Consider the following 24315-nt stretch of genomic DNA (forward strand, 5'->3'; position numbering starts at 1 on the left):
AATCTTCGCTTATGCAATGCGGGGCGAAAATTTTGCAACTCAATAGCCCAAAAATGGACCATCGGCGTTGCTGCGGATATGTCGACCTGCGACAGTGTTGAGGATGTCTGGCCGCTGGCTCAAGATGAAATGGAGACTATAAAAAATGCCTGTCGCCGGAAGGGCCAAATAGACTGCGGCGACGTCACCTCACGTAAGGGGAGAGGAGGCGTAAGTTGTTAAGTTATATTGTCGAATTTCTTGGGATGGTCCAACTCTAGGCTTCAAGCCCAAGCAGAGCCGACAAATCTTTGTATGTCCCAAATCTGGACTTTTAACCATAGAATCAGGCTAACAAATTTCACCATTAAGAATTTGTTGATTTTCTTTCATTTCTGCGCAAATTATCGGCTCATAAGAGAAGCGCTCCCGTTGAGGAGTTGTCGATACCCCATGATGCTCAGGTCCGCCGCATCTCCTGGGTCGTGGGGTCGGTCGGCTAGTAGGCAAGTTATAGCGGTTCCTCGTGCCGTTTTGCATGCTGGCCGACCCCCTTTCACAAAAACGCCGTCACTTCCCGAAGATGGAAGGGCGGCGTTTTGTCTGTTTGCGCTATCATCTCGTCAAAGACGATCATCCGGACAATAAAAAACGCGCAACCCGAAAGCGCGCGCTTTTTTGAAATCCGTCAGCTCAAGCGATTACTTGATCTTGGTTTCCTTGAACTCGACATGCTTCTTAGCAATCGGGTCGTACTTCGTCTTCGTCATCTTGTCCGTCATCGTACGGCTGTTCTTCGTCGTGACGTAGAAGAAACCGGTGTCGGCTGTCGACAGCAGCTTGATCTTGATTGTTGTAGCCTTGGCCATGGTCGTCCTGCCTTTAAGAAAATGAAAGCCGTGGAAGCCGGATGGGCTCCACGGCAAATTCTGGCGCGAAACTACGAATCCAGCCCGAAAAGTCAAGTCCGTTTTCGAATGAACATCAGTCTGATGCCGGAAAGTAGGGCGTACAGGCCGAAGAAGGCGGCAATCGCCCAGGCAAAACCATTATTTCCAGCGACATCGATCGCCGCGCCGATCGCCTGCGGCCCGGCCACGGTTCCCATCGCATAACAGAAGACGAAGGCAGCATTGGCCGCCGCAAGGTCGGAACCCGTCAGCCGCGAGCCGAGATGGCTGAGTCCGACCGTATAGAGGCCGGAGACGCAGCCGCCCCAGAAAAGCAGGAGCCCGGCCATCAGCAGCCAGTTGTCGACCAGCAGCGGCAGCATCATCGAGCCGATGAACCCCATCAGCGCCATGGCAGCCAGAAGCGGCCGCTTGTCGCCGATGCGGTCGGAGAGCAGGCCGAGCGGGATCTGAAAGATGACGTTGCCGACACCCATCATGGTCAGCAGAAGTGCTGCCTGCGATTCGGTGAAATGGGCGCGCACGGCAAAGATCGGGAAAAGCGACAGCCCGCCCGCTTCGACCGCGCCGAAGATGAAGACCGCCGCCGTCGCCGTCGGCACCAGGAAGACGTAGCGCATGAAATGCAGCTCCGGTTTTTCCTCGAGCACCGGGCTTTCGTCGCGGGCGATGAAGATCGGGATGGCGGCAAGCAGGATGGCGGCGGCGCCGATCAGGAAGGGGAAGATGCCGTCGCTGCCGAGGATCGAAAAGAGCAGCGGCCCGGCCGCAAAGCCAAGGGAAAGCACCGTCGCGTAGATGCCGAGCACGAAGCCGCGCTTGGAAGGCGGCGAAGCGGCATTGATCCAGAATTCGGAGAGGATGAACAGCGTCGTCGTCGCGCCATGGAAGGCGAAACGCAGCGGAAACCACATCCAGAAATCCTCGGCGTAATAAAAACCGAGCGCGCTCAGCGCCGAAATCAGCACCGCCCAGAGCATCGTCGGCGCAACGCCGTATTTATGGGCAAGCTTGGTGGTGATTGGTGCGGCGGCCATCGCCGCAACCCCGGCCATCGCCGTGTTGAGCCCGATCAAGGTGGACGAGATGCCGCGTTTTTCGAGGATGATGCTGAGAAGCGGGAGTCCGAGGCCGATTGCTATGCCGACGGCTGATATGGACGAGATGGCTGCCACCAGAGAAGGCCAATGGATTTCCTCGACATCGCCCGGTGTGCCGTTTCTCGGCTGAGACATTTATCCATCCTTAGAAAGCTACGCGAGCGAACCGGCCTGTCACCTCGCATAGAAAGACACAGGCGTGCCAAACCCAGGTGACGGGCAGCGTTTCGCAGTATTTCCGATGTGAGTGACCACCTGCGGAATGTAAAGCCTGTTCAGACAAGAAAAGCGTACCATGTCAAGTCGTTGAGGATCGTCGGCTGCCGCGTTCGGGTGGTGGTCGGTGGAGCGCTGGCACTACACGTTAAATATGTCTGGAAGGTGAAGGCGCTAAAGTGCGTCGCGATCTTTCAGATTCGCGGCTCGCGCTTTTGCTCGACATGCTCTAATCCGGCCGGCCGGGGATGTCATAATCGTCCGCACCATCACTCTCCCCGCCGAAACCGTGCATGCGCAGCGCCCACTGCAGGCCGATGACGCCGCCCTTGATAGGCTGGATCGAGGCGAGCGCTGTGATGACGGTGATCGGCGCCCAGATGGCAAGGTGCACCCAGACCGGCAGCACGAAGGTCAGGTCGGTCAGCATATAGCCGCCGACCACGACGTGGCCAAGGACGAGAATGACGATATAGGGCGGCAGGTCGTCGGCGCGTTGGTGATGCATCGCCTCGCCGCAGGCCGCGCAATGATCGACCGGTTTCAGGAAGGCGCGAAAGAGCTTGCCGTTACCGCAGGCCGGGCAGCGGTTCATCAGCCCGCGCATGACCGAGCGCCCAACCGGACGCTCGACCTCGGGCGCATCTCCGTAGCGGACCGCCGGATCGGTCGGTGTGATCATCGCCTGTTCCTCTTTCGGACATAGAGCCCCGTGCGTCCTTTCGGACGCACAAAGAACGCTCTAACTCTTTCAATCCTTGCATCACGCTTTTCGAAAATCGATTCCGATTTTCGAGCCGGTGGGCTAGTGCCGTCCGCGCGGCGGCCTCGTTCCGGGTTTCTTGCGGACCTGGCCCCTGTCGCGGCGGCCCGCTTTGTGGAAGGAGCGCACCGCCGTCGGCATCTCGCGGCCCTCGCTGATCATCTCGAAACGCAGCGCGCCGGCAAGCGGGATCGCTTCGGCAAGCTTCACGGTGACGCTGTCGCCCAGGCGATAGCCGAGCCCCGTTCGCTCCCCCGACAGCGCCTGATGCGCCTCGTCATAGATGAAATAATCGGTGCCGAGCGTAGATATAGGGACGAAGCCGTCGGCGCCATAGTCCGGCAAGGCGACAAAAAGCCCCGATTTCGTCACGCCGGAGACCCGCCCGGCAAATTCCTCGCCGACGCGGCCGCTCAGATGATGGGCGATCAGCCGGTCGACCGTCTCGCGCTCGGCGGCCATGGCGCGGCGCTCGAAGGTCGAGATTTCGGCGGCGATATCGTCGAGTGCCGCCTCTTCGTCGGGCGTAATGCCGCCTTCGCCGAAGCCCAGCGAACCGACGAGGGCGCGATGCACGATGAGATCGGCGTAGCGGCGGATCGGCGAGGTGAAGTGGGCGTATTTCATCAGGTTGAGGCCGAAATGACCGATATTCTCGGGACCGTAGATCGCCTGGCTCTGCGAACGCAGCACCATCTCGTTGACCATGGTCTGGTGCGGCGTACCGTCCGCCTTCGCCAGAATGCCGTTGAAGCTGTTGGCGCGCATATTCCCGCCCTTGGCCAGCGAGATGCCGAGTGTCGCCAGGAACTCGCGCAGGATTTCCTGCTTGGCGAGCGTCGGGCCGTCATGGATGCGATAGATCAGCGGCTGGCGTTTCTTTTCCAGGGTCTCGGCGGCACAGACATTCGCCTGGATCATCATTTCTTCGATCAGCTTATGCGCATCGAGCCGCGGCGGCACGAAGACCCGGTCGACCGTGCCGTCGGGCTTCAGCAGGATCTTGCGCTCCGGCATGTCGAGTTCCAGCGGCTGGCGCCGGTCGCGTCCGCGCTTCATCACCTCATAGGCGTGCCAGAGCGGCTTCAGGATCGGCTCGAGCATCGGTCCGGTCTGATCGTCCGGCTTGCCGTCGATCGCCGCCTGCGCCTGCTGGTAGGAGAGCTTTGCGGCGCTCTTCATCATGATGCGATGGAAGGTGTGGCCGATCTTGCGGCCTTCCGCGGAAAAGCTCATGCGCACGGCGAGCGCCGGGCGGTCGACGCCTTGCTTCAGCGAGCAGAGATCGTTGGAGATGCGCTCCGGCAGCATCGGCACGACGCGATCCGGGAAATAGACCGAGTTGCCGCGCTTCAGCGCCTCGCGGTCGAGCGGCGAATTGGGGCGGACATACCAGGAAACGTCGGCAATCGCGACGGTGACGAGGACGCCGCCGGGATTGTCGGGCGAGGGGTCGAGCTCGGCATAGACCGCATCGTCATGGTCCTTGGCGTCGGCCGGATCGATGGTGATCAGCGGCACGTCGCGCCAATCCTCGCGATGCGACATGTTGGCAGGCTTGGCGTCATCCGCCTCGGCGATGACCGCAGGCGGGAAGACATGCGGGATGCCGTGTGCATGGATGGCGATCATCGAGATTGCCTTTTCCGAACCGACGGAACCGACGACGGAAAGCACCTTGGCGCGCGGCAGGCCGAAGCGGCCGAGACGGGCGACTTCCACTTCGACCAGGTCGCCGTCCGCGGCGCCGCCGGTGAAGTCGGGATCGATCACCATTTCCTCGCCGCGCCGTTCGATCGGCAGCAGCCGGCCACCGCCGCCGGGTGCTGCGCGGAAGACGCCCATCGAGGCGCCGCGGCGCCTGTCGATCACCTTGATGATCCGCGCCGTATAGGCCGGCCCGCCGCGATCGACGGCCGGGAAGATCTTTGCCAGGATGCGGTCGCCGAGGCCGGCGACGGGCGCCTTGCCCCTGCCCTGGCGGCCTGCGGGCGATTGCTGGCGGATGGCGACGGCGGGTGCGACGCCCTGGTCCTCCGGCCATTCCGCCGGCCGGCCGATCAGATCGCCATCCTTGTCGCGTGTGGTGATATCGAGAACGGTGACGGGCGGCAGCGCGCCGGGACGGATCAGCGACTTGCGGTTCTTCTGCAGCATGCCTTCCTGCTCGAGTTCCTGCAGCATGTGCTTGAGCTCGACGCGGCTGTCGCCCTTCAGGCCGAAAGCCTTGGCGAGTTCGCGTTTGGAGGCTTTCTGCGGATGATCGGCGATGAAGCGCAGGATCACCTCGCGTGAGGGCAGGGCGCCGTGGACGATGTTCAGCGGCTCGACGGCGGGAGCATCCTTGCCCGAGCGGCCGATCTTGCCCGGGCGCTTGCCCGCGGGGTTCGTTCTCTCGCGCGGTATCCTGCTCACGTCAGCCCTTTTTCGATTTCGCCGGCGCTTTCGCCTTCGTTGCCTTCGGCTTGGCCGCCGTCTTGGTGGTCTTGGCTTCGGCGGCCGCCGCCTTCGGCTTGGCCTTCGCCTTTGCCGTCTTGCCTGCAGGCGCCTTGCCGGCCTTTTCGGTGATCAGCGCGAGCGCTTCCTCGACGGTGATCGCCTGCGGGTCCTTGCCCTTCGGCAATGTCGCATTGACCTTGCCCCAATTGACGTAAGGTCCGTACTTGCCGTCGCGAACGGTGATGGGGCCGCCATCAGGATGATCGCCGAGCGTCTTCAGCGCCGCCGGTGTCCCGCGCGAACCCCGCCCCGGCGCCTGGTTCGCCTTTTCGGCGATAACAGTCACGGCACGGTTGAGGCCGACCGAGAACACGTCCTCGACGGTTTCCAGATTGGCATAGGAACCGTCATGCAGGAGGAACGGCCCGTAGCGACCGATGCCGGATGAGATCATCTTGCCCGTTTCGGGGTGTTTGCCGATATCGCGCGGCAGCGAGATCAACGCCATCGCCTTTTCATAGTCGATATCCTCGGGCTTCCATCCCTTCGGCAGCGAGGCGCGTTTGGCTTCCTTGCCGTCGCCGCGCTGGATATAGGGGCCGAAGCGGCCGGACCGCAGCGTCAGCTCCTCGCCGGTCGTCGGATCGGTGCCGAGGTTCTTCGGCTCGTTAAGGGCAGCACCGTCCGCCTCTCCGCCGTTTTCGGAGGAGAGCTGGCGGGTGTAGTTGCAATCCGGATAATTTGAGCAGCCGACGAAGGCGCCGTATTTGCCGAGCTTCAGCGACAGGTTGCCGGTGCCGCAGACCTGGCAGATCCGGGGATCGCTGCCATCCTCGCGCTTCGGGAAGACGAGCGGCGCCAGCGCCTCGTTCAGCGAATCGAGCACGTTGGTGACGCGCAGTTCCTTGGTGTCCTCGATCTGGGCGAAGAAATCCTTCCAGAAGTCGCGCAGCACCTGCTTCCAGTTCAGCTCGCCGGCGGAAATCCGGTCGAGCTTCTCTTCGAGATCGGCGGTGAAGTCGTATTCGACATATTTGGTGAAGAAGCTTTCGAGGAAAGCGGTCACCAGCCGGCCCTTGGCCTGCGGGATAAGCTTGCGCTTGTCGATCGTCACATAGTCGCGGTCGCGCAACGTCGCCAGCGTCGCGGCATAGGTGGAGGGGCGGCCGATGCCGAGCTCTTCCATCTTCTTGATCAGCGAGGCTTCCGAATAGCGCGGCGGCGGCTCGGTGAAATGCTGCGTCGAGTTGATCTTCTGCTTGGCGAGCGTCTCGCGTGCATTGATCTCCGGCAGGCGGCCATCCTCGTCGCCGTCGTCACTCTGCTCGCCGTCCTCCTTCTGGTCGGTATAGGCGGCGATGAAACCGTCGAAGCGGATGACCGAACCGACGGCGCGCAGCCCGGCCTTCTCGCCCTTGTTGTCGGCGGTGATTTCAGCCGTCGTGCGCTCGATTTCGGCCGACGCCATCTGGCTGGCGATGCCGCGCTTCCAGATCAGGTCGTAGAGGCGGATCTGATCGGCATCGAGGAATTTGCGCACGCGGTCGGGCGAGCGGTAGAAATCGGTCGGACGGATCGCCTCGTGCGCCTCCTGGGCGTTCTTGGCCTTGGTGGAATAGAAGCGCGCCTTCTCGGGCATATAGCGCTCGCCGAACTGGTCGACGATGGCGCGGCGCGCCGCATCGATCGCCTCGGGCGCCATCTGCACGCCGTCGGTTCGCATATAGGTGATGAGACCGACCGTCTCGCCGCCGATATCGACGCCTTCATAGAGCTTCTGGGCGATCTGCATGGTGCGCGAGGCGGAGAAGCCGAGATTGGAGGAGGCGGCCTGCTGCAGGGTCGAGGTCGTAAACGGCGGTCCGGGATTGCGCTTGACCGGTTTCGCTTCGACGGAGTCGACGATATAGCTTGCGCCTTCGAGCAATGCCTTGAGCTTGCCGGCATCCTCGCCGTTGCCGATCGCGCGCGGCTGCAGCCGTTTGCCATTCGCCGAAACCAGCCTGGCCTCGAACTCGTCGCCGCGCGGTGTCTTTAGAAGGGCCGAGATGTTCCAGTATTCTTCCGAAATGAAGCGTTCGATCTCGGATTCACGGTCGCAGACCAGACGAAGCGCCACCGACTGGACGCGGCCGGCCGACCGGGCGCCGGGCAGCTTGCGCCAGAGCACCGGCGAAAGATTGAAGCCGACCAGATAGTCGAGCGCGCGCCGCGCCAGATAGGCGTCGACGAGCGGCACGTCGATGTCGCGCGGATCGGCCATCGCGTCGAGCACCGCCTTCTTGGTGATGGCGTTGAAGACGACGCGTTTGACCGGCTTGCCGTTCAGCACGCGCTTCTTGTTCAGCATATCGAGAACGTGCCAGGAAATCGCTTCGCCTTCGCGATCCGGGTCGGTCGCGAGAAAAAGGCCGTCGGAGGATTTCACCGCATCGGCAATATCCTTCATCCGCTTTGCGGAGGCGCTATCGACCTCCCAAAGCATTTCGAAATCCTGATCAGGAAGAACTGAGCCGTCCTTGGCAGGCAGATCGCGCACATGGCCGAAGGAGGCGAGCACTTTGTATCCCGGACCCAGATACTTGTTGATCGTCTTGGCCTTGGCAGGCGATTCCACCACTACAACATTCATGATGATTCTCTAAAAAGGAAACGACGCCAGCGTTGAAGCCAGCGCGACACACACCGAAAGATGGATCCCGGCCCTCCGACATGGACAGGGAAATCGCCGCGGTCAAGGGGTTTGCTACAATTTTAGTTCTTGCATCCGGTGCAGCCGAAGGGAGTTTATCGGGGAAATGCAATCTTAGATAGGTTGTCGAAGGTTTTCGACACAGGGGGCGGCAATTCTGCGATATCGTGCAAAGTTCAATCGGAAAGCGAGACGAACCCGCCCTGATGCCGCTGCAGCCTGCCCGATATATCGAGTTCCAGAAGGATGAGATAGACCGCGGATGCCGACAGACCGGTATGGCGGATGACGTCGTCGATCTCGACTGGCGTCGGCCCGAGCGCATCGATGACGCGGGTTCGGTCGGGATCGCCGGGTGGCACCGAAATTGCCTTGCCCTCACGCGCCGGTTCCTCTGCCATCGATGACGGGAACAGGTCGAATTGCGCAAGCGGCGCCAAAGCCTCGACGACATCGACGGGGGCGGTGACGATCGATGCACCGTCCTTCAGCAGGCCGTTGGTGCCATGGCAGCGCGGATCGAGGGGGGAGCCGGGCACGGCAAACACCAGGCGACCGAACTCGCCGGCAAGCCGCGCCGTGATCAGCGAGCCCGAACGTGTCGCTGCTTCGATGACGACGAGGCCGAGCGCAATGCCGGCGATCAGCCGGTTCCGGCGCGGAAAGTCGCGGGCGCGGGGCTCCCAGCCGAAGGGCATCTCGCTGACCGCCAGGCCGTTGCCGCCGGTGATCTCTTCGAGCAAGCCGATATTCTCCGGCGGGTAGGGCTGGTCGAGACCCCCGGCAAGGGCAGCGATGGTGCCTGTCTCGAGGCTCGCACGGTGGGCTGATGTGTCGATGCCGCGCGCCAGCCCCGAGACCACGGTATAACCCGCCCTGCCGCAGTCGCGCGCCACCATCGCCGCGAATTTCGCGCCTGCGACCGAGGCGTTGCGTGAGCCGACAATGCCGACGGCCGGTCGTTTGGCGGCGGCAAGCGCGCCTTTGACGGCGAGAAGCGGCGGTGCGCCGTCGATCTGTTTCAGTGCCTGCGGATAGTCCGGCTCACCGATGCCCACGAAGCGGGCGCCGAAACGATGCGCTGCCTCCAGTTCCCGATGTGCTTCGGCCTCGCTGGCGATGCGGATTGCCCGCGTGGCGCCGCCGCGCGCCGAAAGCTCCGGCAATGCGGCAAGCGCTGCCTCGGCCGAACCGAAATGATTGATGAGGTCGCGAAAGGTGGCGGGGCCGATATTGTCGGAACGGATGAGGCGCAGCCAGGCAATTCTCTGCCGTTCGGTCAGCACGACGCCTTTTGGTCCCGCGCTCAGCGCATCCATTATCCCTTTGCCCCGATCTTGCTTTCCGTCCCGCCCATCAGCCGCGAGATATTCGCCTTGTGCTTCCAGTAGGAAATCAGGGTCATGATCGCCATCACTGCCGCAACCTTTTCGTTGCCCAGGATCCACAGCGCCACCGGGATGACAAGCATGGCGACCAGTGCCGACAGCGAGGAGTAGCGGGTGGTGAAGGCGACGGCCAGCCAGACGGCGGCGAAGAGCACGACCATGATCGGCGCGACGCCGAGCAGGGTGCCGATATAGGTGGCGACACCCTTGCCGCCCTTGAAGCCGATCCAGATCGGGAAGAGATGGCCGATGAAGGCGAAGAAGCCGGCGATGATCGCCGCCTCCTCACCGAGGAAATAGCCGACGACCCAGGCCGCCGCCGATGCCTTCAGCGCATCGAGCAGCAGCGTCGCCGCGGCGAGCTTGCGGTTTCCGGTTCTGAGCACATTGGTCGCGCCGATATTGCCGGAGCCGATGCTGCGCACGTCGCCGAGGCCGGCCGCACGCGTCAGGATCAGGCCGAAAGGAATGGAGCCGAAGAGATATCCGATGATGGCTGCGGCAAGCGCGATCGGCAGGGTGATCTGCCATGACATGAGATTGGATAACATATGCCCCCTCGGCCCTCCGTGGCCTATCCTCGGTCCAGCCGTCTCCTAAATTGCGTGGACAAGCTTTCCCGAGACGTATGTCGCGACCGCCCGTCCGCTGAAGCGCGCATCCTCGAACGGCGTATTCTTCGAACGGGAGAGAAGCATGTCTTTGGCGACAAGCCAAGGCTCATCGAGATCGATCAGCGCGATATCGGCCGCCGCACCCGGCTTCAGCGTGCCGGCGGCGAGGCCGAAAATCTCGGCGGGGCGGGTCGACATGGCGTCGATCAGGCGCATCAGGCTCACCTGGCCGCCATGGTAAAGCCTCAGCGCCGCCGCCAGCATGGTTTCGAGCCCGATCGCGCCGTCCTCCGCCTCGGCGAAGGGCAGGCGCTTCGTATCGACATCCTGCGGGTCATGCGAGGAGACGATGATGTCGATCGCGCCGCTGGCAAGGGCCTCGACCATCGCCACCCGGTCGTCTTCCGGTCGCAGCGGCGGATAGAGCTTGAAGAAGGTGCGGTATTCGCCGATGTCGTTTTCGTTGAGCGCCAGATTGTTGATCGAGATGCCTGAGGTCACCTTGGCGCCGCGGCTGCGGGCGCGTTCGATCGCCTCGACCGATTCCGGCACCGAGATCATCGCGGCATGATAACGTCCACGCGTCAGCGCAGCGATCCTGAGATCGCGTTCAAGCGGAATGAGTTCGGCTTCCTTCGGAATGCCGGAGAGCCCGAGCCAGCTGGCGAAAAGCCCCTCATGCATGACGCCGTTGGCGCCGAGATATTTGTCACGCGTCTCGCAGGAAATGACGGCGCCGAATTCGCGCGCATAGGTCATGATCCGGCGCAGCACCTGCGTGTCGTGGACGCTGGAATGGGCATCGGTGAAGGCGACGGCGCCGGCCTGCATCAACAGGCCGATCTCGGTCATTTCCTCGCCGGCAAGGCCCTTGGTGATGGCGGCTGCCGGATAGACATTGACGGCGGCCGTATCCCGCGCCGTCTTCTTGACGAATTCGACGAGCGCGATGTCGTCGATGACGGGATCGGTGTCCGGCATCATGATGATCGAGGTGACGCCCCCGGCCGCCGCCGCCCGGCTCGCCGAGGCGATCGTCTCACGATGCTCGCCGCCGGGTTCGCCGATATGGACGCGCGCATCGACGAGGCCGGGCGTCGCCACAAGGCCCGTGCAGTCGCGGATGACGGCGCCATCAGGCGCGCCCTGGTTCTGCGCCGCATGGCCGGCGGCGATGATCACGCCGTTTTCGGCGATGATCGTTCCGACTTCATCGAGGTTGCGCGAGGGATCGATGATGCGGACGTTCTTGAGGACGATCGGGTTGCTCATGCCATCATTCCATCGCTGCGGGGACCCTGGTTCTGCGAGACGAGCAGCGTCTCCATGACCGCCATGCGCACCGCCACCCCCATCTCCACCTGTTCGGCGATCACACTCTGCGGCCCGTCCGCCACCTCGGACGCGATCTCGACGCCGCGGTTCATCGGGCCGGGATGCATGACCAGCGCATCCTCCTTGGCGGCTTTCAGCGTTTCGGCGTCGAGTCCGTAGAAGTGATAATATTCGCGCACCGAAGGCACGAAGGCGCCGGACATGCGCTCGCGCTGCAGCCGCAGCATCATCACGACGTCGGCGTCCTTCAACCCTTCCTTCATCGAATGGAAGACCTCGACGCCCATCTCGGCGATGCCGGCAGGCAGGAGGGTTGCAGGTGCGACGACACGGACGCGGGCGCCCATCGCGTTGAGCAATAGGATGTTGGAGCGCGCCACCCGCGAATGCAGCACGTCGCCGCAGATTGCCACGATGATGCGCGACAGCTTGCCCTTGGCGCGACGGATCGTCAGCGCGTCGAGCAGCGCCTGGGTCGGATGTTCGTGCTGCCCGTCGCCGGCATTGACGACCGAGCAGGAGACCTTCTGGGCGAGAAGGGCGGCGGCACCTGCGCTCGAATGGCGGATCACCAGCACGTCGGGGCGCATCGCATTCAGCGTCATCGCGGTGTCGATCAGCGTTTCGCCTTTCTTCACCGAGGAATTGCCGACCGACATGTTCATGACGTCGGCCCCGAGCCTCTTACCGGCAAGCTCGAAGGAGGCCTGTGTGCGGGTCGATGCCTCGAAGAAGAGATTGATCTGCGTCAGCCCGCGCAGCGTCGACGTCTTCTTTTCTCTCTGGCGGCTGATCTTGACGGCCTCATCCGCCTTGTCGAGAAGATAGGTGATATCCTGCTCGGTGAGGCCCTTGATGCCGATGAGGTGGCGGTGGGGGAAAAAGACCATGACCTTGCCTCTTGCTGTCTCTGCCGGGTCTATAAAGAGTGCTGCCCGCCGGGGCAAGCATGCGCTGTGGGCAAAGGCTTATGTCCCCATGCATTTTCGCCCGAATTCCGATAGAGCAGAATGAACCGAATCATAACTTCCGGTTTCCCTTTGCCGGGTTCTTACACTAGAAGCGAATTATGACCTCCGCCAACCGGACTGACGACAAACTCGCAGAACTCAACCAGCCGAGCCTGTGGTCCGGCATCAACGCCTATCGATCCGATCCGCTGATCGTCGACCTGACGGCGGCCCTCCCGCGCGGCATCCGCGAAGACCTGGAAAATATGGGCCGCTACGTCACCTCGCCGGAGGCGCAGGAACTGGCGCGCATGGCCAACCAGGGCGCGCCGCAGCTGCGCACCCATGGTCCGCGCGGTGAGCGCCTCGACGTCGTCGAGTTCCATCCCGCCTGGCACGCGCTGATGCGCCGCTCCATGTCGGTCGGGCTGCATTCCTCCGTCTGGGACCCGCAGGCCGATACCGAGGCCAAGGATGAGGCGCACAAGGTTCGCGCCGCGCGGTTTTATCTGACGTCACAGCTGGAATCCGGCCATCTCTGCCCGCTGACGATGACCAGCGCCTCGGTTGCGGCGCTGTCGGCTTCGCCCGCTGTCCAAAAGGACTGGGCGCCAAAGATCCTCTCGCGCAAATATGATTCGTCGAACAAGCCCGCCATGCAGAAATCCGCCGTGACCATCGGCATGGGCATGACGGAAAAGCAGGGCGGCACGGATGTGCGCGCCAACAGGACCGCTGCCGAAAAGGTCAGCGAGGGTATCTACCGGCTGTCCGGCCACAAATGGTTCATGTCCGCGCCGATGAGCGATGCCTTCATCATGCTGGCGCAGACGAAGGAGGGCATGGGTTCCTTTCTCGTGCCGCGCCTTCTGGAAGATGGTTCCGCCAACGGGTTGCAGTTCCAGCGGTTGAAGGACAAGGTCGGCAACCGCTCCAACGCCTCTTCCGAGGTCGAGTTTACAGACACATTCGGTTTCCTGCTCGGCGGTCCGGATGCCGGCATCCGCACCATCCTCGATATGGTGACGCTGACCAGGCTCGACTGTGCGCTGGCCTCATCGGGCATCATGCGCGCCTCGCTTGCCGAAGCCGTGCATCACACCCGCGGCCGCAGCGTCTTCGGTAAGATGCTGGTCAACCAGCCGATCATGACGCGCGTGCTCGCCGACATGGCGCTCGATGTCGCCGCCGCGACGGCGCTGTCCTTCCGTCTTGCCGACGCCTTCGACAAGGCGCGCGGCAATGCCGAGGAGGCGGCCTATGCCCGCGTCATGACGCCGGTCGCCAAATACTGGTGCTGCAAGATCGCGCCGGCGCTGATCTACGAGGCGATGGAATGCATCGGCGGCAACGGCTACATCGAAGATCGCCCGATCGCCCGCCATTACCGCGAGGCGCCCGTCAACGCCATCTGGGAAGGCTCCGGCAACGTCATGGCGCTCGACGTGCTGCGTGTGCTCAACCGTGGCAAGGATCTGTTCGAAACCGTCTTCGCCGGCCTTGCCCGCGATCTCGGCCCTGCCGGCAAGAAGACGATCGACGTGTTGCGCGCCGCAATCGCGCTGTGTGAACAGGACGAGGGCGCCGCGCGCCTGCTTGTCGAGCAACTGGCGCTGGCTGCCGGTGCCGCCGAACTCTATCGGCTGGGCGCCGGGCGCATTGCCGATGCCTTCATCGAGACGCGCCTTGCCGGCGGCTGGCGCTCCACTTACGGCATGCTCGATTCCCGTTTCGACGCCAGCTACATCGTCGACTTGCTCTATCCGCCGGCGGCCTGATCGCAACCGGGGATGATGGTCGCTCTTCGCCGGCGTCGAGCCGAGCGATAGTGAAGCGCTCTATGCCGTCTCGCTTGCGGTACACAGTGGCAAAGTGCCGCCCATTTCTACTCCCCACGCTATCGCCATAAACGAAAATCCGGCCGCGTCGCCGCGGCCGGATTTCAGTGTTTACGTCCGAAAATCAGCGTTCAGAAGAAGCCACGGCGCTGCCACCAGCCGGCTTTCTTCGGCTTGCCGTCATCGCCGTCGCCATTCTCGACGCGGGTGGTGGATTTCACCGTCGGCTCGGAGGAGGAGATATTGGATTCGCGGTTGGCGCGAACCGGCTTTGCCTCTTCCTGGACTGATGTTTCGAGATCGGCGGAGGCTTCCACCAACTCCGGTTCTGCCTCGACCACAGGTGCGGTCTCCGCCACCGGTTCCTCGACCGGCGCTGCCGCCGGTTTGCGGCGGCCGCGGCTGCGGGCGGGCTTCACATCTTCGGTGATGACCACTGCGCTCTCGACGGCTGCCATCGCGGGCTGAGCTTCGTCAGCCTGCTCGGCAATCGCCTCGACAGCTACGGCTTCACCAGGAGCGCCGTCGTTCGAAACGTCGTCACCTTCGTCCTCGTCGCCGCCATTGTCTTCACCGGCTTCGCCGGCCGTCAGCTCGGAGCCATCCTCGGCGCGATTGCGGCGACCGCCACGCTTGCCGCGACGGCGGCGCTTGCGGCGCTGCGATTCCTCGCTTTCAGCGCGCGTCTCGGGTGTGGCTTCGGTGTTTTCATCACCTTCGCCGCCCTCGTCGTCGCCATCCTCATCCTCGTCACCGGCTTCGCCTGCTGCCGATACCGGCTGCTCGGCATTGCCGTTGCGGCCGCGGCGGCGCCTGCGGCGCTTGCGCTTGCGGTTACTGTCACCTTCGCCTTCCGAGCGCGCTGCTGCGGGGCGTTCGGCAGCGGCCGGCTTTTCCTCGAGTTCTTCGTCTTCCTCTTCATCCACTTCGATGACGATATCGTCGTCGTCATCCTCGGGAATGGCTGCGAAGTTGAAGAGTGTTTCGATCTTGACCGGGTTTTCCACGGCTTCGCCGCGATCGATCGCGAAATGCTGCGCACCGACCGAACCGTCCGCGTCGATGACGATCGCGACGCCGAAACGGCTTTCGTAATCGATGATCGTCTGGCGCTTGTGGTTGAGCAAATAGAGCGCGATGTCAGGAGTGGTGCGCACGGTGATGTTGTGCGTGGTGTTCTTCAGCAGATATTCCTCGATGCCGCGCAGCACATGCAGCGCGACGGAGGACTGCGAACGCACATGGCCGGTGCCGCCGCAATGCGAGCACACCTGCGTGGTCGATTCGAGAACCGAAGCGCGGATGCGCTGGCGCGACATTTCGAGCAGGCCGAAATGCGAGATCCGGCCGACCTGGATGCGGGCGCGGTCGTTCTTCAGGCATTCCTTCAGCTTCTTCTCGACGGCGCGGTTGTTGCGCTTTTCTTCCATGTCGATGAAGTCGATGACGATCAGGCCGGCAAGGTCGCGCAGGCGAAGCTGGCGGGCGATTTCTTCCGCGGCTTCGAGGTTCGTCTGCAGCGCGGTATCCTCGATTGAGTGTTCGCGCGTCGAGCGGCCGGAGTTGACGTCGATCGAAACCAGCGCTTCCGTCTGGTTCATGATCAGGTAGCCGCCGGAACGCAGGGTCACCTGCGGCTGCAGCATGCGGTCGAGCTGGGCTTCGATGCCCGAGCGCGAGAAGATCGGGTGGATGTCGCGATAGGGCTGAACCACCTTGGCGTGGCTCGGCATCAGCATCTTCATGAAGTCTTTCGCTTCACGATAGCCGTCTTCGCCGGCAACGATGATCTCGCTGATGTCCTTGTTGTAGAGGTCGCGGATCGAGCGCTTGATCAGCGAGCCTTCCTCATAGACGAGGCAGGGAGCGGTGGACGCCAGCGTCAGCGTGCGTACGTTCTCCCACAGGCGCATCAGATATTCGAAGTCGCGCTTGACCTCGACCTTGGTGCGGTTGGCGCCGGCGGTGCGAAGAATGACGCCCATGCCCTGAGGTACCTCGAGCATGCGCGCGATTTCCTTCAGGCGCTTGCGGTCGGCAGGGTTGGTGATCTTGCGGGAAATGCCGCCGCCGCGCGCCGTGTTCGGCATCAAGACGGAATAGCGGCCGGCGAGCGAGAGATAGGTGGTAAGGGCTGCACCCTTGTTGCCGCGCTCTTCCTTGGCGACCTGCACGAGCAGGATCTGGCGGCGCTTGATGACTTCCTGGATGCGGTACTGCTTGCGCGGCTTGCGCTGCACGCGGTCCGGCACTTCTTCCATCGCGTCTTCGGCGCCGACGGATTCGATGACTTCCTCTTCGCCGTGATCGTCATCGTCGTCATCATCATCGTGGCGACGCTTGCTGGTATCGACGTCCTCGGAAATCTCGTCGGTTTCCACCATGGCGGCCATCGCGCCGCCGGTCGAGCCGTCATCCTCGTTGTCGACGGTCGAAGCGCCTTCGGCTTCGACGTCTGTGGGAACGGCGTCCTCGGTCGCGGTCGTTTCGGCGACCGGTTCGGTCACCTTCTTGCGGCTGCGGCGCGGCCTTGCCTTCTTGGCCGGCGCTTCGTCTGCGGCCTCGGGCGATGCCGCGGCCTCTGCCGCTGTCGTCTCTTCCGTTACGGCAGCCGCTTCCGGCGCCTTTGCCGGAACGATGCCGACATCCGGCTGATCCTGCTTGGAAAGATCGACCATCGGCGCGGTTTCGACATGCTCGACATCTTCGTCGCGGCGATGCTCCTCGGCTTCGGCACGAAGCAGTGCCTGACGATCGGCAAGCGGTATCTGGTAATAGTCGGGATGGATTTCGGCGAAGGCCAGGAAGCCGTGCCGGTTGCCGCCGTAATCGACGAAGGCGGCTTGCAGCGAGGGCTCGACCCTCGTTACCTTTGCAAGATAGATGTTGCCGCGGATCTGCTTCTTGTGCTGGGACTCGAAGTCAAATTCTTCTATGCGGTTCCCGCGAACGACAACGACGCGCGTCTCTTCCTCGTGAGACGCATCGATAAGCATTTTGTCTGCCATGTAAGCTGTGCTCCTCGGCGTGGCCGCGAGAGCGCATTCCCGACTGCTGTTGAAACAGAAAGAATGCGGTCCACTGTAGCCGCGCCGGATAATGAAAGTCGCGCCTGATGCGAGGGGGAGGGCAGCAGCCAGACAGCAGCCGGAACCATTTCGGTCCGGGGCCTGTACACTTCAGATAAAACCTGCTGCGAAACCATCAACAACCAAGCGTGATCGACAAATACGAAGACCCGTTCGGGTCCGATGAGTTTGCTCCCTGAGAGCGTGGTGGCTGATCCACCAATGAATTCCGACAATAAGCCGGAAAATCAGGATCCAGTTCTAGGGATGAAGCGCATGAGACGGCGGACGATGACCGATGTGGCGCCAGGTCCTGATCTGGCTGGCAGCCTTTGCGGCGACTCTATCCCGTCAACACTTTACCCTGAAATTCGTTGTATGTTTTCTGTGTCACAATAGCAAGGGAAAAGCCAAATGTGCCATAATATTGATGGATTTCGTAACGCATAGAAGCTGGGGATAAAGTGATCGCGATTCGGCAGGCTAACGGGTGTTTCGTCACGGGGACGTTCGCTGCAGCCGCGTCGGGTTCATGGCAATTCAAATAGGGTGTGGCGGTTTATTGTATAAGAGGGCTCGGATCGCGGCGAAATCCGCAGCGCGGCGATCGACATTCGCAAGGCGGGTTCTGACGGCAATGCTTCTGGCCGCCAGCCTCCTGGCCGTTGCCGACTCCGTCGAAGCCGGAGATCCGCTGCTCGCCTATGGTGCGCGCATCGTCGGCGACGACGCCAGGACCCGCATCGTCATCGACTTCGATCGCGAACCGCGCTTCTCCGTCCACTATATCGCCAATCCGGAACGCATCGTCGTCGACCTGCCGGCCACCGCCTTCGGCTTTCCGGCGAAGGATCTTGCCGCCCGCGGCCTGTTCAAGGACATCCGTTACGGCAAGATGGACGAGGAAAGCGCCCGCATCGTGCTGACGACGGCAAGGCCGGTGAAGCTGGCGCTCGCCAAAGTGCAGGCCGACGAGGCAGGCAAGGGGCATCGCCTCGTGCTCGATGCCGAGATGATCGACAAGCAGGCCTTTGCCGAGCTGGTGAAGACCCAATCCTGGAACGATCAAACTGAGGCGGACCAGACGACCAGCGCCATTCCGGCGCCTGAGAAAGCCGCTCCCGGCGATTTCGTCATCGCCGTCGATGCCGGCCATGGCGGCATCGATACCGGCGCGATCGGCGTCGACACCAAGACCGAGGAAAAGCAGGTAACGCTCGCCTTCGCCAAGGCGCTGACCGACCGGTTGAACAAGGAACCGGGCATCAAGGCTTTCCTGACGCGCGAGGATGACGAGTTCCTGTCGCTTTCGCAGCGCGTGCTGATCGCCCGCCAGAACCATGCCGGCCTGTTCATTTCCCTGCATGCCGACACGCTGAAGCAGAAAGATATCCGCGGCGCGACCGTCTACACGATCTCCGACAAGGCATCCGACAAGCTCGCCGCCGACCTTGCCGATCGTGAAAACCTTTCCGACCAGATCGCGGGCAAGGAGACGGTCGCCGAGCCGCCCGAGGTCGCAGACATCCTGCTCGATCTGACCCGGCGCGAGACCCAGGCCTTTTCGATCTCGCTGGCCGAGAGCGTGCTGAATTCCTTCAAGGATCAGGTTGGCACCATCAACAATCCACACCGTCACGCCGGCTTTCGCGTGCTGCAGGCCCCTGACGTGCCGTCGATCCTTCTCGAGCTCGGCTTCCTCTCGAATGCCGATGACGAGAAACTGCTGCTCGACGAGACCTGGCGCGACAAGATCGCCGGTCTCTTGACCGACGCAGTGAAGCGATACCGCGCCGCCGTCATGGCGAATGGCGGCTAATCAATGCCACGCAAAGAGCTGTAGCGGGTTGTGGCATGGCGATATGCATAAAAAACAACGACTTAAAGCGCGTCACATGAATCAAGTTCTGAGCAAGATGCCTCAGATTGGCGGCGGCGACGGCGTTGCTTGGATGTGACAGTTCTAATGAAACGCTGCTGCAGCGGTGAATGCGGCGGGCAGAGCCCTATTTTGCTCACATTCGCGCCGTTACTCCGGCTTATGTTTCGTAGGCCTGAGGCGCGGAATCGGCTTGTGGCGGTAACGCTCATGGAGTAAGCCGCGCAACGTGCAAATTGCCTTGATCCATGCAATCGTTGCGTCTGCGCCGATTGAAGATCGAAAAGACCGGTAGCTGAAATATGGTTAGACTTTTTGGATATTTCTTCGGAATGGCCTGCGTCCTGTTTCTGGTCGCGGCGGCGGGTGTTGCCATCTATATCACCAATGTCGCCAGGGATCTGCCGGACTATGCCGTTCTGAACAGCTACGCGCCGCCGGTGACCACCCGCGTTCATGCCGGCAACGGCGCCCTGATGGCCGAATACGCCAAGGAAAAGCGTCTTTTCCTGCCGATCCAGGCCATTCCCGACCGCGTGAAGGCCGCTTTCCTGTCGGCCGAAGATAAGAATTTCTACAATCACCCGGGCGTCGATCTTACCGGTCTCGGCCGCGCAATCCTCGTCAACCTGCAGAATTTCGGCTCCGGCCGCCGTCCGGTCGGCGCCTCCACCATTACCCAGCAGGTCGCCAAGAACTTCCTTTTGAGCTCGGACCAGACGATCGACCGCAAGATCAAGGAAGCGATCCTCTCCTTCCGCATCGAGCAGGCCTACAGCAAGGACAAGATCCTCGAACTCTACCTGAACGAGATTTTCTTCGGCCTGAATTCCTACGGCATCGCCGGCGCAGCACTCACCTATTTCAACAAATCCGTCACCGAACTGACCGTCGCCGAGGCAGCCTACCTGGCCTCGCTGCCGAAGGGGCCCGCCAATTATCATCCTTTCCGCCACCCGGAAGCTGCGCTCGAGCGCCGCAACTGGGTGATCGACCGCATGGTCGAGAACGGCTATGTCAGCCAGAGCGACGGTGAGGAAGCCAAGAAGCAGCCGCTCGGCGTCACCGCCCGCACGACCGGCCCGTCGCTCTTTGCATCGGATTATTTCGCCGAAGCCGTGCGTCGCCAGCTGATCGACCAATATGGCGAAAAGGTTCTCTATGAGGGTGGCCTTTCAGTGCGCACGTCGCTCGATCCGCAGATGCAGCTCGCTGCCCGCAAGGCGCTGCAGGACGGTCTGGTCACCTATGACGAGCGCCGAGGTTTCCACGGCCCCCTCAAGCAGATCGATGCGAGCGGTGACTGGGGCAAGGCGCTTGCCGATATCCCCGCACTGTCCGACGTGCCGGAATGGCGGCTTGCCGTCGTGCTCGCCGTGTCCGACAGCAATGTCGACATCGGCCTGCAGCCGGCCAAGGATGGAAGCGGCAAGGTCGCGGCTGAGCGTCAACGCGGCACGATCGATGCCAAGAACATGCAGTGGGCCTTCCGTTCGGCCGACGGCGCCCGCAAGACCGCGAAGTCGCCGGTCGGCGTCCTGGCCCCCGGCGACGTCGTTTATGTCGCAAAGCTCGGCGACGACGCCTCGACCTCCTACCGCCTGCAGCAGCCGCCGAAGGTGCAGGGCGGCCTGGTCGCCATGGACCCGAAGACCGGCCGCGTGCTGGCCATGGTCGGCGGCTTCTCCTACTCGCAGTCCGAATTCAACCGCGCCACCCAGGCGATGCGCCAGCCGGGCTCCTCGTTCAAGCCCTTCGTCTATGCGGCGGCGATGGACAATGGTTATACGCCGGCCTCCGTCATCATGGATGCGCCGATCGAGATCGTGTCGGGCGGCCAGGTCTGGAAGCCGGAAAACTACGGCGGCGAAGTCGGCGGGCCCTCGACGCTGCGCTCGGGCATCGAGCATTCGCGCAACCTGATGACGGTGCGCCTCGCCAACGATCTCGGCATGAACATCGTCGCCGAATATGCAGAGCGCTTCGGCATCTACGATCACATGCTGCCGGTTCTCTCCATGTCGCTCGGCGCCGGCGACACGACGGTGCTGCGCATGGTCTCGGCCTATTCGGTCATCGCCAATGGCGGCAAGCAGATCAAGCCGACATTGATCGACCGTATTCAGGACCGCTATGGCAAGACGATCTTCAAGCATGAGGAGCGTCTGTGCGAGGGCTGCAATGCCGGTGACTGGCAAAACCAGGAAGAGCCGAATGTCGTCGACAATCGCGAAACCGTTCTCGACCCGATGACCGCCTACCAGATCACCTCGATGATGCAGGGCGTCATCCAGCGCGGCACCGCCGCCGGCAAGATCGACCTCGGCGGCCGCGACGTCGCCGGCAAGACCGGCACCACCAACGACGAGAAGGATGCCTGGTTCGTCGGCTTCACGCCGGATCTGGTTGCCGGCCTCTATATGGGCTTCGATACGCCGGCCCCGCTCGGCCGCGGCGGCACCGGCGGCGGTCTCTCCGCCCCGATCTTCAACGAATTCATGCAGGCCGCCGTCAAGGATACGCCGGAATCCAAATTCGTCATCCCGCCCGGCATGAACCTGATCCCGATCGACCGCAAGACCGGCATGGCGGCCGCGGACGGCGATCCGAACACCATTGTCGAGGCTTTCAAGCCCGGCACCGGCCCGGCCGACAGCTTCTCCGTCATCGGCATGGACAGCACCATGGCGCCGGAGGAGATCCTGAAGACCTCGCCGCAGGCCAACCAAGCCGTCCAGACCGGAACGCCCGGCCTGTTCTGACCGTCGCCGAATTTTGGAACGCTTGCCGCGGCCCTTTACATCCGCGGCGGGCGTCTCTAGAGCATTTCCAGCAAAAGTGCGCAGCGGTTTTGCGTCCGGAATTGCGTGAAACAAAGACGTAAACCAGCACTTGAAGAGACCGAGCAGAGAAGCGGAAAATGCGAGCGGAAATCGAAAACGTAGTCGATGAAACCAAGCAGGCTATCACCCTGCTGAGGAGGCATCTTTGACTGGGACCAGGCGATAAGACGACTGGACTGGTTGAACAACAAGGCAGAGGATCCGAACCTCTGGAACGATGCACAGGAAGCGCAGAAGCTGATGCGCGAGCGCCAGCAGCTCGATGACGGCATCAACGGCGTCAAGCAGCTCGAACAGCAGCTGAACGACAATATCGAGCTGATCGAGCTTGGCGAGGAAGAGGGCGACCAGGGCGTCGTCAAGGAAGCCGAGGACACGCTGAAGGCCTTGAAGGCCGAGGCCGCCCGCCGCCAGGTGGAGGCGATGCTCTCCGGCGAAGCCGATAGCAACGACACCTATCTCGAAGTCCATTCCGGCGCCGGCGGTACCGAAAGCCAGGACTGGGCCAACATGCTGTTGCGCATGTACACCCGCTGGGCCGAACGCCAGCGTTTCAAGGTCGAGCTTCTCGAAGTCCATGACGGCGAAGAAGCGGGCATCAAATCCGCGACCCTGCTCGTCAAGGGCCACAATGCCTATGGCTGGCTGAAGACGGAATCGGGCGTGCACCGGCTGGTGCGCATCTCGCCTTACGACAGCAATGCGCGCCGCCACACCTCATTCTCGTCGATCTGGGTCTATCCGGTTGTCGACGACTCGATCCAGATCGAGATCAACGAAAGCGACTGCCGCATCGATACCTATCGTTCGTCGGGCGCCGGCGGCCAGCACGTCAACACCACCGACTCGGCCGTGCGCATCACGCATATCCCGACCGGTATCGTCGTGCAGTGCCAGCAGGAGCGTTCGCAGCACAAGAACCGCGCCAAGGCGTGGGACATGCTGCGTGCCCGCATGTACGAAGCGGAACTGAAGAAGCGTGAGGACGCCGCCAACGCCGAAGCCGCCTCCAAGACGGATATCGGCTGGGGCCACCAGATTCGCTCCTACGTACTGCAGCCCTACCAGTTGGTGAAGGACCTGCGCACCGGCGTCGCCAGCAGCGCCCCGGATGATGTGCTCGACGGTGATCTGAACGAGTTCATGGAAGCGGCCCTTGCCCACCGCATCAGCGGCGCCGCGGACGCGGTTGTCGAGGATGTCGACTGATAGGGTACAGCAGAATCGAGACACGAAGGCCCCGGAGACGGGGCTTTTCTTTGTTCAGACCATGGCGCTGACGTCGCTGTCGTGAAACAGCGCGGCCGACAGATCGGCAATCTCGTCATGAATGGCGGCGCGTTCGATGCCCGGGGGATCGGTAAAGAGTTCTGCGGCAAAGGCGAGGCCGAGCGCCGTGCCCTCCGGCACGAAGACATAATGTCCAAGGCCGCCGCCGAAGATTCTAAGACGACTGCGTCGCAGCCGTGCATGCAGCCATGACGAACATTCCTCCGCCGGTGCCGCCGTGTCGGCATCGCCGACCAGGATAAGGGTGGGCGCATCGACGGCCTTCAGGCTTTCCTCGCTGAAACAGAGAACGGACCGGCCCGGCGCGCAGACGAGCGCGGCCTTGATTCTCTCGTCACGGTAGGACTGCGACACGCGCGACCATGAATCGCGAAACACATCGCTGGTGCGCAGCAATGTCGGGATATGGTCGGCCAGGTCGGGAAATTCCCTTGGTCCGCGCGAACCACCGGATTTCATCCGGGACGGGTCAAACTGCGAGAACTGGGCGACAGCACCAAGCAGCAGCATCACGCTATAGGCTCCAGCCGAAAATCCGGCCGCAAACACGCGGGCCGTTTCGATATGGCCCGAGAGATCGCCGAGCCAGTCATCGCTATGGTCGAGCATGTAGCTGAGGTCGGGCGCCCGCTCCCAAAGGCAGGCAAAGCCTTCGGCGCGATAAGGCTCGATGCCCGTATTGCCGTGATGGCTGACGCCGAGCGCTGCAAATCCGCGATCGACCAGGCGTCGCGCCAGCCACTCCAGTCCGGCCGCGGATCCGCCGGTGCCGTGCGACAGAAGGACGAGGGGGTAGGGCCGGGCCGCCGGCCGGATGGGCGCATCGCGGGCAACAGTCGCCTTCTGAAACCAGCTTCTTTCCGTTATATCGCTTTCCCGGGCGTCATCGGCAGCCGGGTACCAGAGCGACCAGTTGATCGGCCTGGGGCCGGCTGCGTCCCAATTCGACCTCTTCTTGTCGTAGAGGATGCCCTCGCGATAGCCCAGTTTCATCGCCCAGATGTCTCTCC

The 24315-nt window shown here is 62.5% G+C and carries 15 protein-coding genes; 4 read left to right on the forward strand and 11 right to left on the reverse strand.

Annotated features, from left to right (window positions below; translation table 11 throughout):
• Positions 1-680: 680 nt before the first annotated feature.
• The 9 genes from rpmG to FHX10_RS14740 form a co-directional block, all read right to left on the reverse strand.
• Complete coding sequence (gene rpmG / locus FHX10_RS14700) at positions 681-848, reverse strand: 50S ribosomal protein L33 (protein WP_003587245.1); 168 nt, start codon at positions 846-848, stop codon at positions 681-683.
• A gap of 92 nt (positions 849-940) precedes the next feature.
• Entirely contained in the window at positions 941-2125 is a 1185-nt protein-coding gene (locus tag FHX10_RS14705; RefSeq protein WP_063474318.1) for an MFS transporter, read from the reverse strand.
• A 310-nt stretch (positions 2126-2435) separates the two neighbouring features.
• On the reverse strand, positions 2436-2888 hold the full coding sequence (locus tag FHX10_RS14710) for a DUF983 domain-containing protein (protein WP_047616564.1): 453 nt from the start codon (positions 2886-2888) through the stop codon (positions 2436-2438).
• Between the two features lie 123 nt (positions 2889-3011).
• On the reverse strand, positions 3012-5384 hold the full coding sequence (gene rnr, locus FHX10_RS14715; RefSeq protein WP_097543038.1) for a ribonuclease R: 2373 nt from the start codon (positions 5382-5384) through the stop codon (positions 3012-3014).
• Between the two features lies 1 nt (position 5385).
• Positions 5386-8040, reverse strand: coding sequence for a type I DNA topoisomerase (topA, locus tag FHX10_RS14720; RefSeq protein ID WP_047616568.1), 2655 nt, complete (start codon positions 8038-8040; stop codon positions 5386-5388).
• 236 nt (positions 8041-8276) lie between these two features.
• Positions 8277-9419 (reverse strand): DNA-processing protein DprA, encoded by a 1143-nt coding sequence (dprA, locus tag FHX10_RS14725; protein WP_097543039.1) that lies wholly within the window; start codon positions 9417-9419, stop codon positions 8277-8279.
• Positions 9419-10039, reverse strand: coding sequence for a glycerol-3-phosphate 1-O-acyltransferase PlsY (plsY, locus tag FHX10_RS14730; RefSeq protein WP_097543040.1), 621 nt, complete (start codon positions 10037-10039; stop codon positions 9419-9421). Before plsY ends, dprA begins: the two co-directional genes overlap by 1 nt.
• 45 nt (positions 10040-10084) lie before the next feature.
• The gene (locus FHX10_RS14735) at positions 10085-11374 is read right to left on the reverse strand and encodes a dihydroorotase (RefSeq protein ID WP_097543041.1); all 1290 of its coding nucleotides are present in this window, start codon (positions 11372-11374) and stop codon (positions 10085-10087) included.
• Positions 11371-12327: an aspartate carbamoyltransferase catalytic subunit gene (locus tag FHX10_RS14740; RefSeq protein WP_007626148.1), complete on the reverse strand. Its 957-nt coding sequence runs from the start codon at positions 12325-12327 to the stop codon at positions 11371-11373. The genes FHX10_RS14735 and FHX10_RS14740 overlap by 4 nt, the downstream gene beginning before the upstream one ends.
• Before the next feature lie 179 nt (positions 12328-12506).
• Between FHX10_RS14740 and FHX10_RS14745 the strand changes: the two genes are divergently transcribed.
• Complete coding sequence (locus FHX10_RS14745; RefSeq protein ID WP_184389542.1) at positions 12507-14165, forward strand: acyl-CoA dehydrogenase family protein; 1659 nt, start codon at positions 12507-12509, stop codon at positions 14163-14165.
• Positions 14166-14356: 191 nt separating this feature from the next.
• Here the strand turns inward: FHX10_RS14745 and FHX10_RS14750 are convergent, their stop codons facing one another.
• Entirely contained in the window at positions 14357-17233 is a 2877-nt protein-coding gene (locus FHX10_RS14750; RefSeq protein ID WP_097543042.1) for a ribonuclease E/G, read from the reverse strand.
• Between the two features lie 622 nt (positions 17234-17855).
• On the opposite strand from FHX10_RS14750, the gene FHX10_RS14755 reads away from it, so the two are divergent.
• The 3 genes from FHX10_RS14755 (at position 17856) to prfB (ending at position 23224) form a co-directional block, all read left to right on the forward strand.
• On the forward strand, positions 17856-19112 hold the full coding sequence (locus tag FHX10_RS14755) for an N-acetylmuramoyl-L-alanine amidase (RefSeq protein WP_184389544.1): 1257 nt from the start codon (positions 17856-17858) through the stop codon (positions 19110-19112).
• Positions 19113-19474: 362 nt separating this feature from the next.
• Positions 19475-21934, forward strand: coding sequence for a penicillin-binding protein 1A (locus tag FHX10_RS14760; RefSeq protein ID WP_047616584.1), 2460 nt, complete (start codon positions 19475-19477; stop codon positions 21932-21934).
• 158 nt (positions 21935-22092) lie between these two features.
• Positions 22093-23224 (forward strand): peptide chain release factor 2 gene (gene prfB / locus FHX10_RS14765; RefSeq protein ID WP_164735935.1). Its coding sequence is split into 2 segments (ribosomal slippage): positions 22093-22161 and positions 22163-23224, totalling 1131 coding nucleotides; the frame shifts between segments, so codons are not numbered across the junction.
• Between the two features lie 54 nt (positions 23225-23278).
• On the opposite strand, the gene FHX10_RS14770 is transcribed toward prfB, so the two are convergent.
• Complete coding sequence (locus FHX10_RS14770; protein ID WP_097543045.1) at positions 23279-24298, reverse strand: alpha/beta hydrolase family protein; 1020 nt, start codon at positions 24296-24298, stop codon at positions 23279-23281.
• Positions 24299-24315 lie beyond the last annotated feature (17 nt).

The organism is Rhizobium sp. BK591 (assembly GCF_014195045.1).
GTDB classification, from domain to species: Bacteria; Pseudomonadota; Alphaproteobacteria; order Rhizobiales; family Rhizobiaceae; genus Rhizobium; species Rhizobium anhuiense.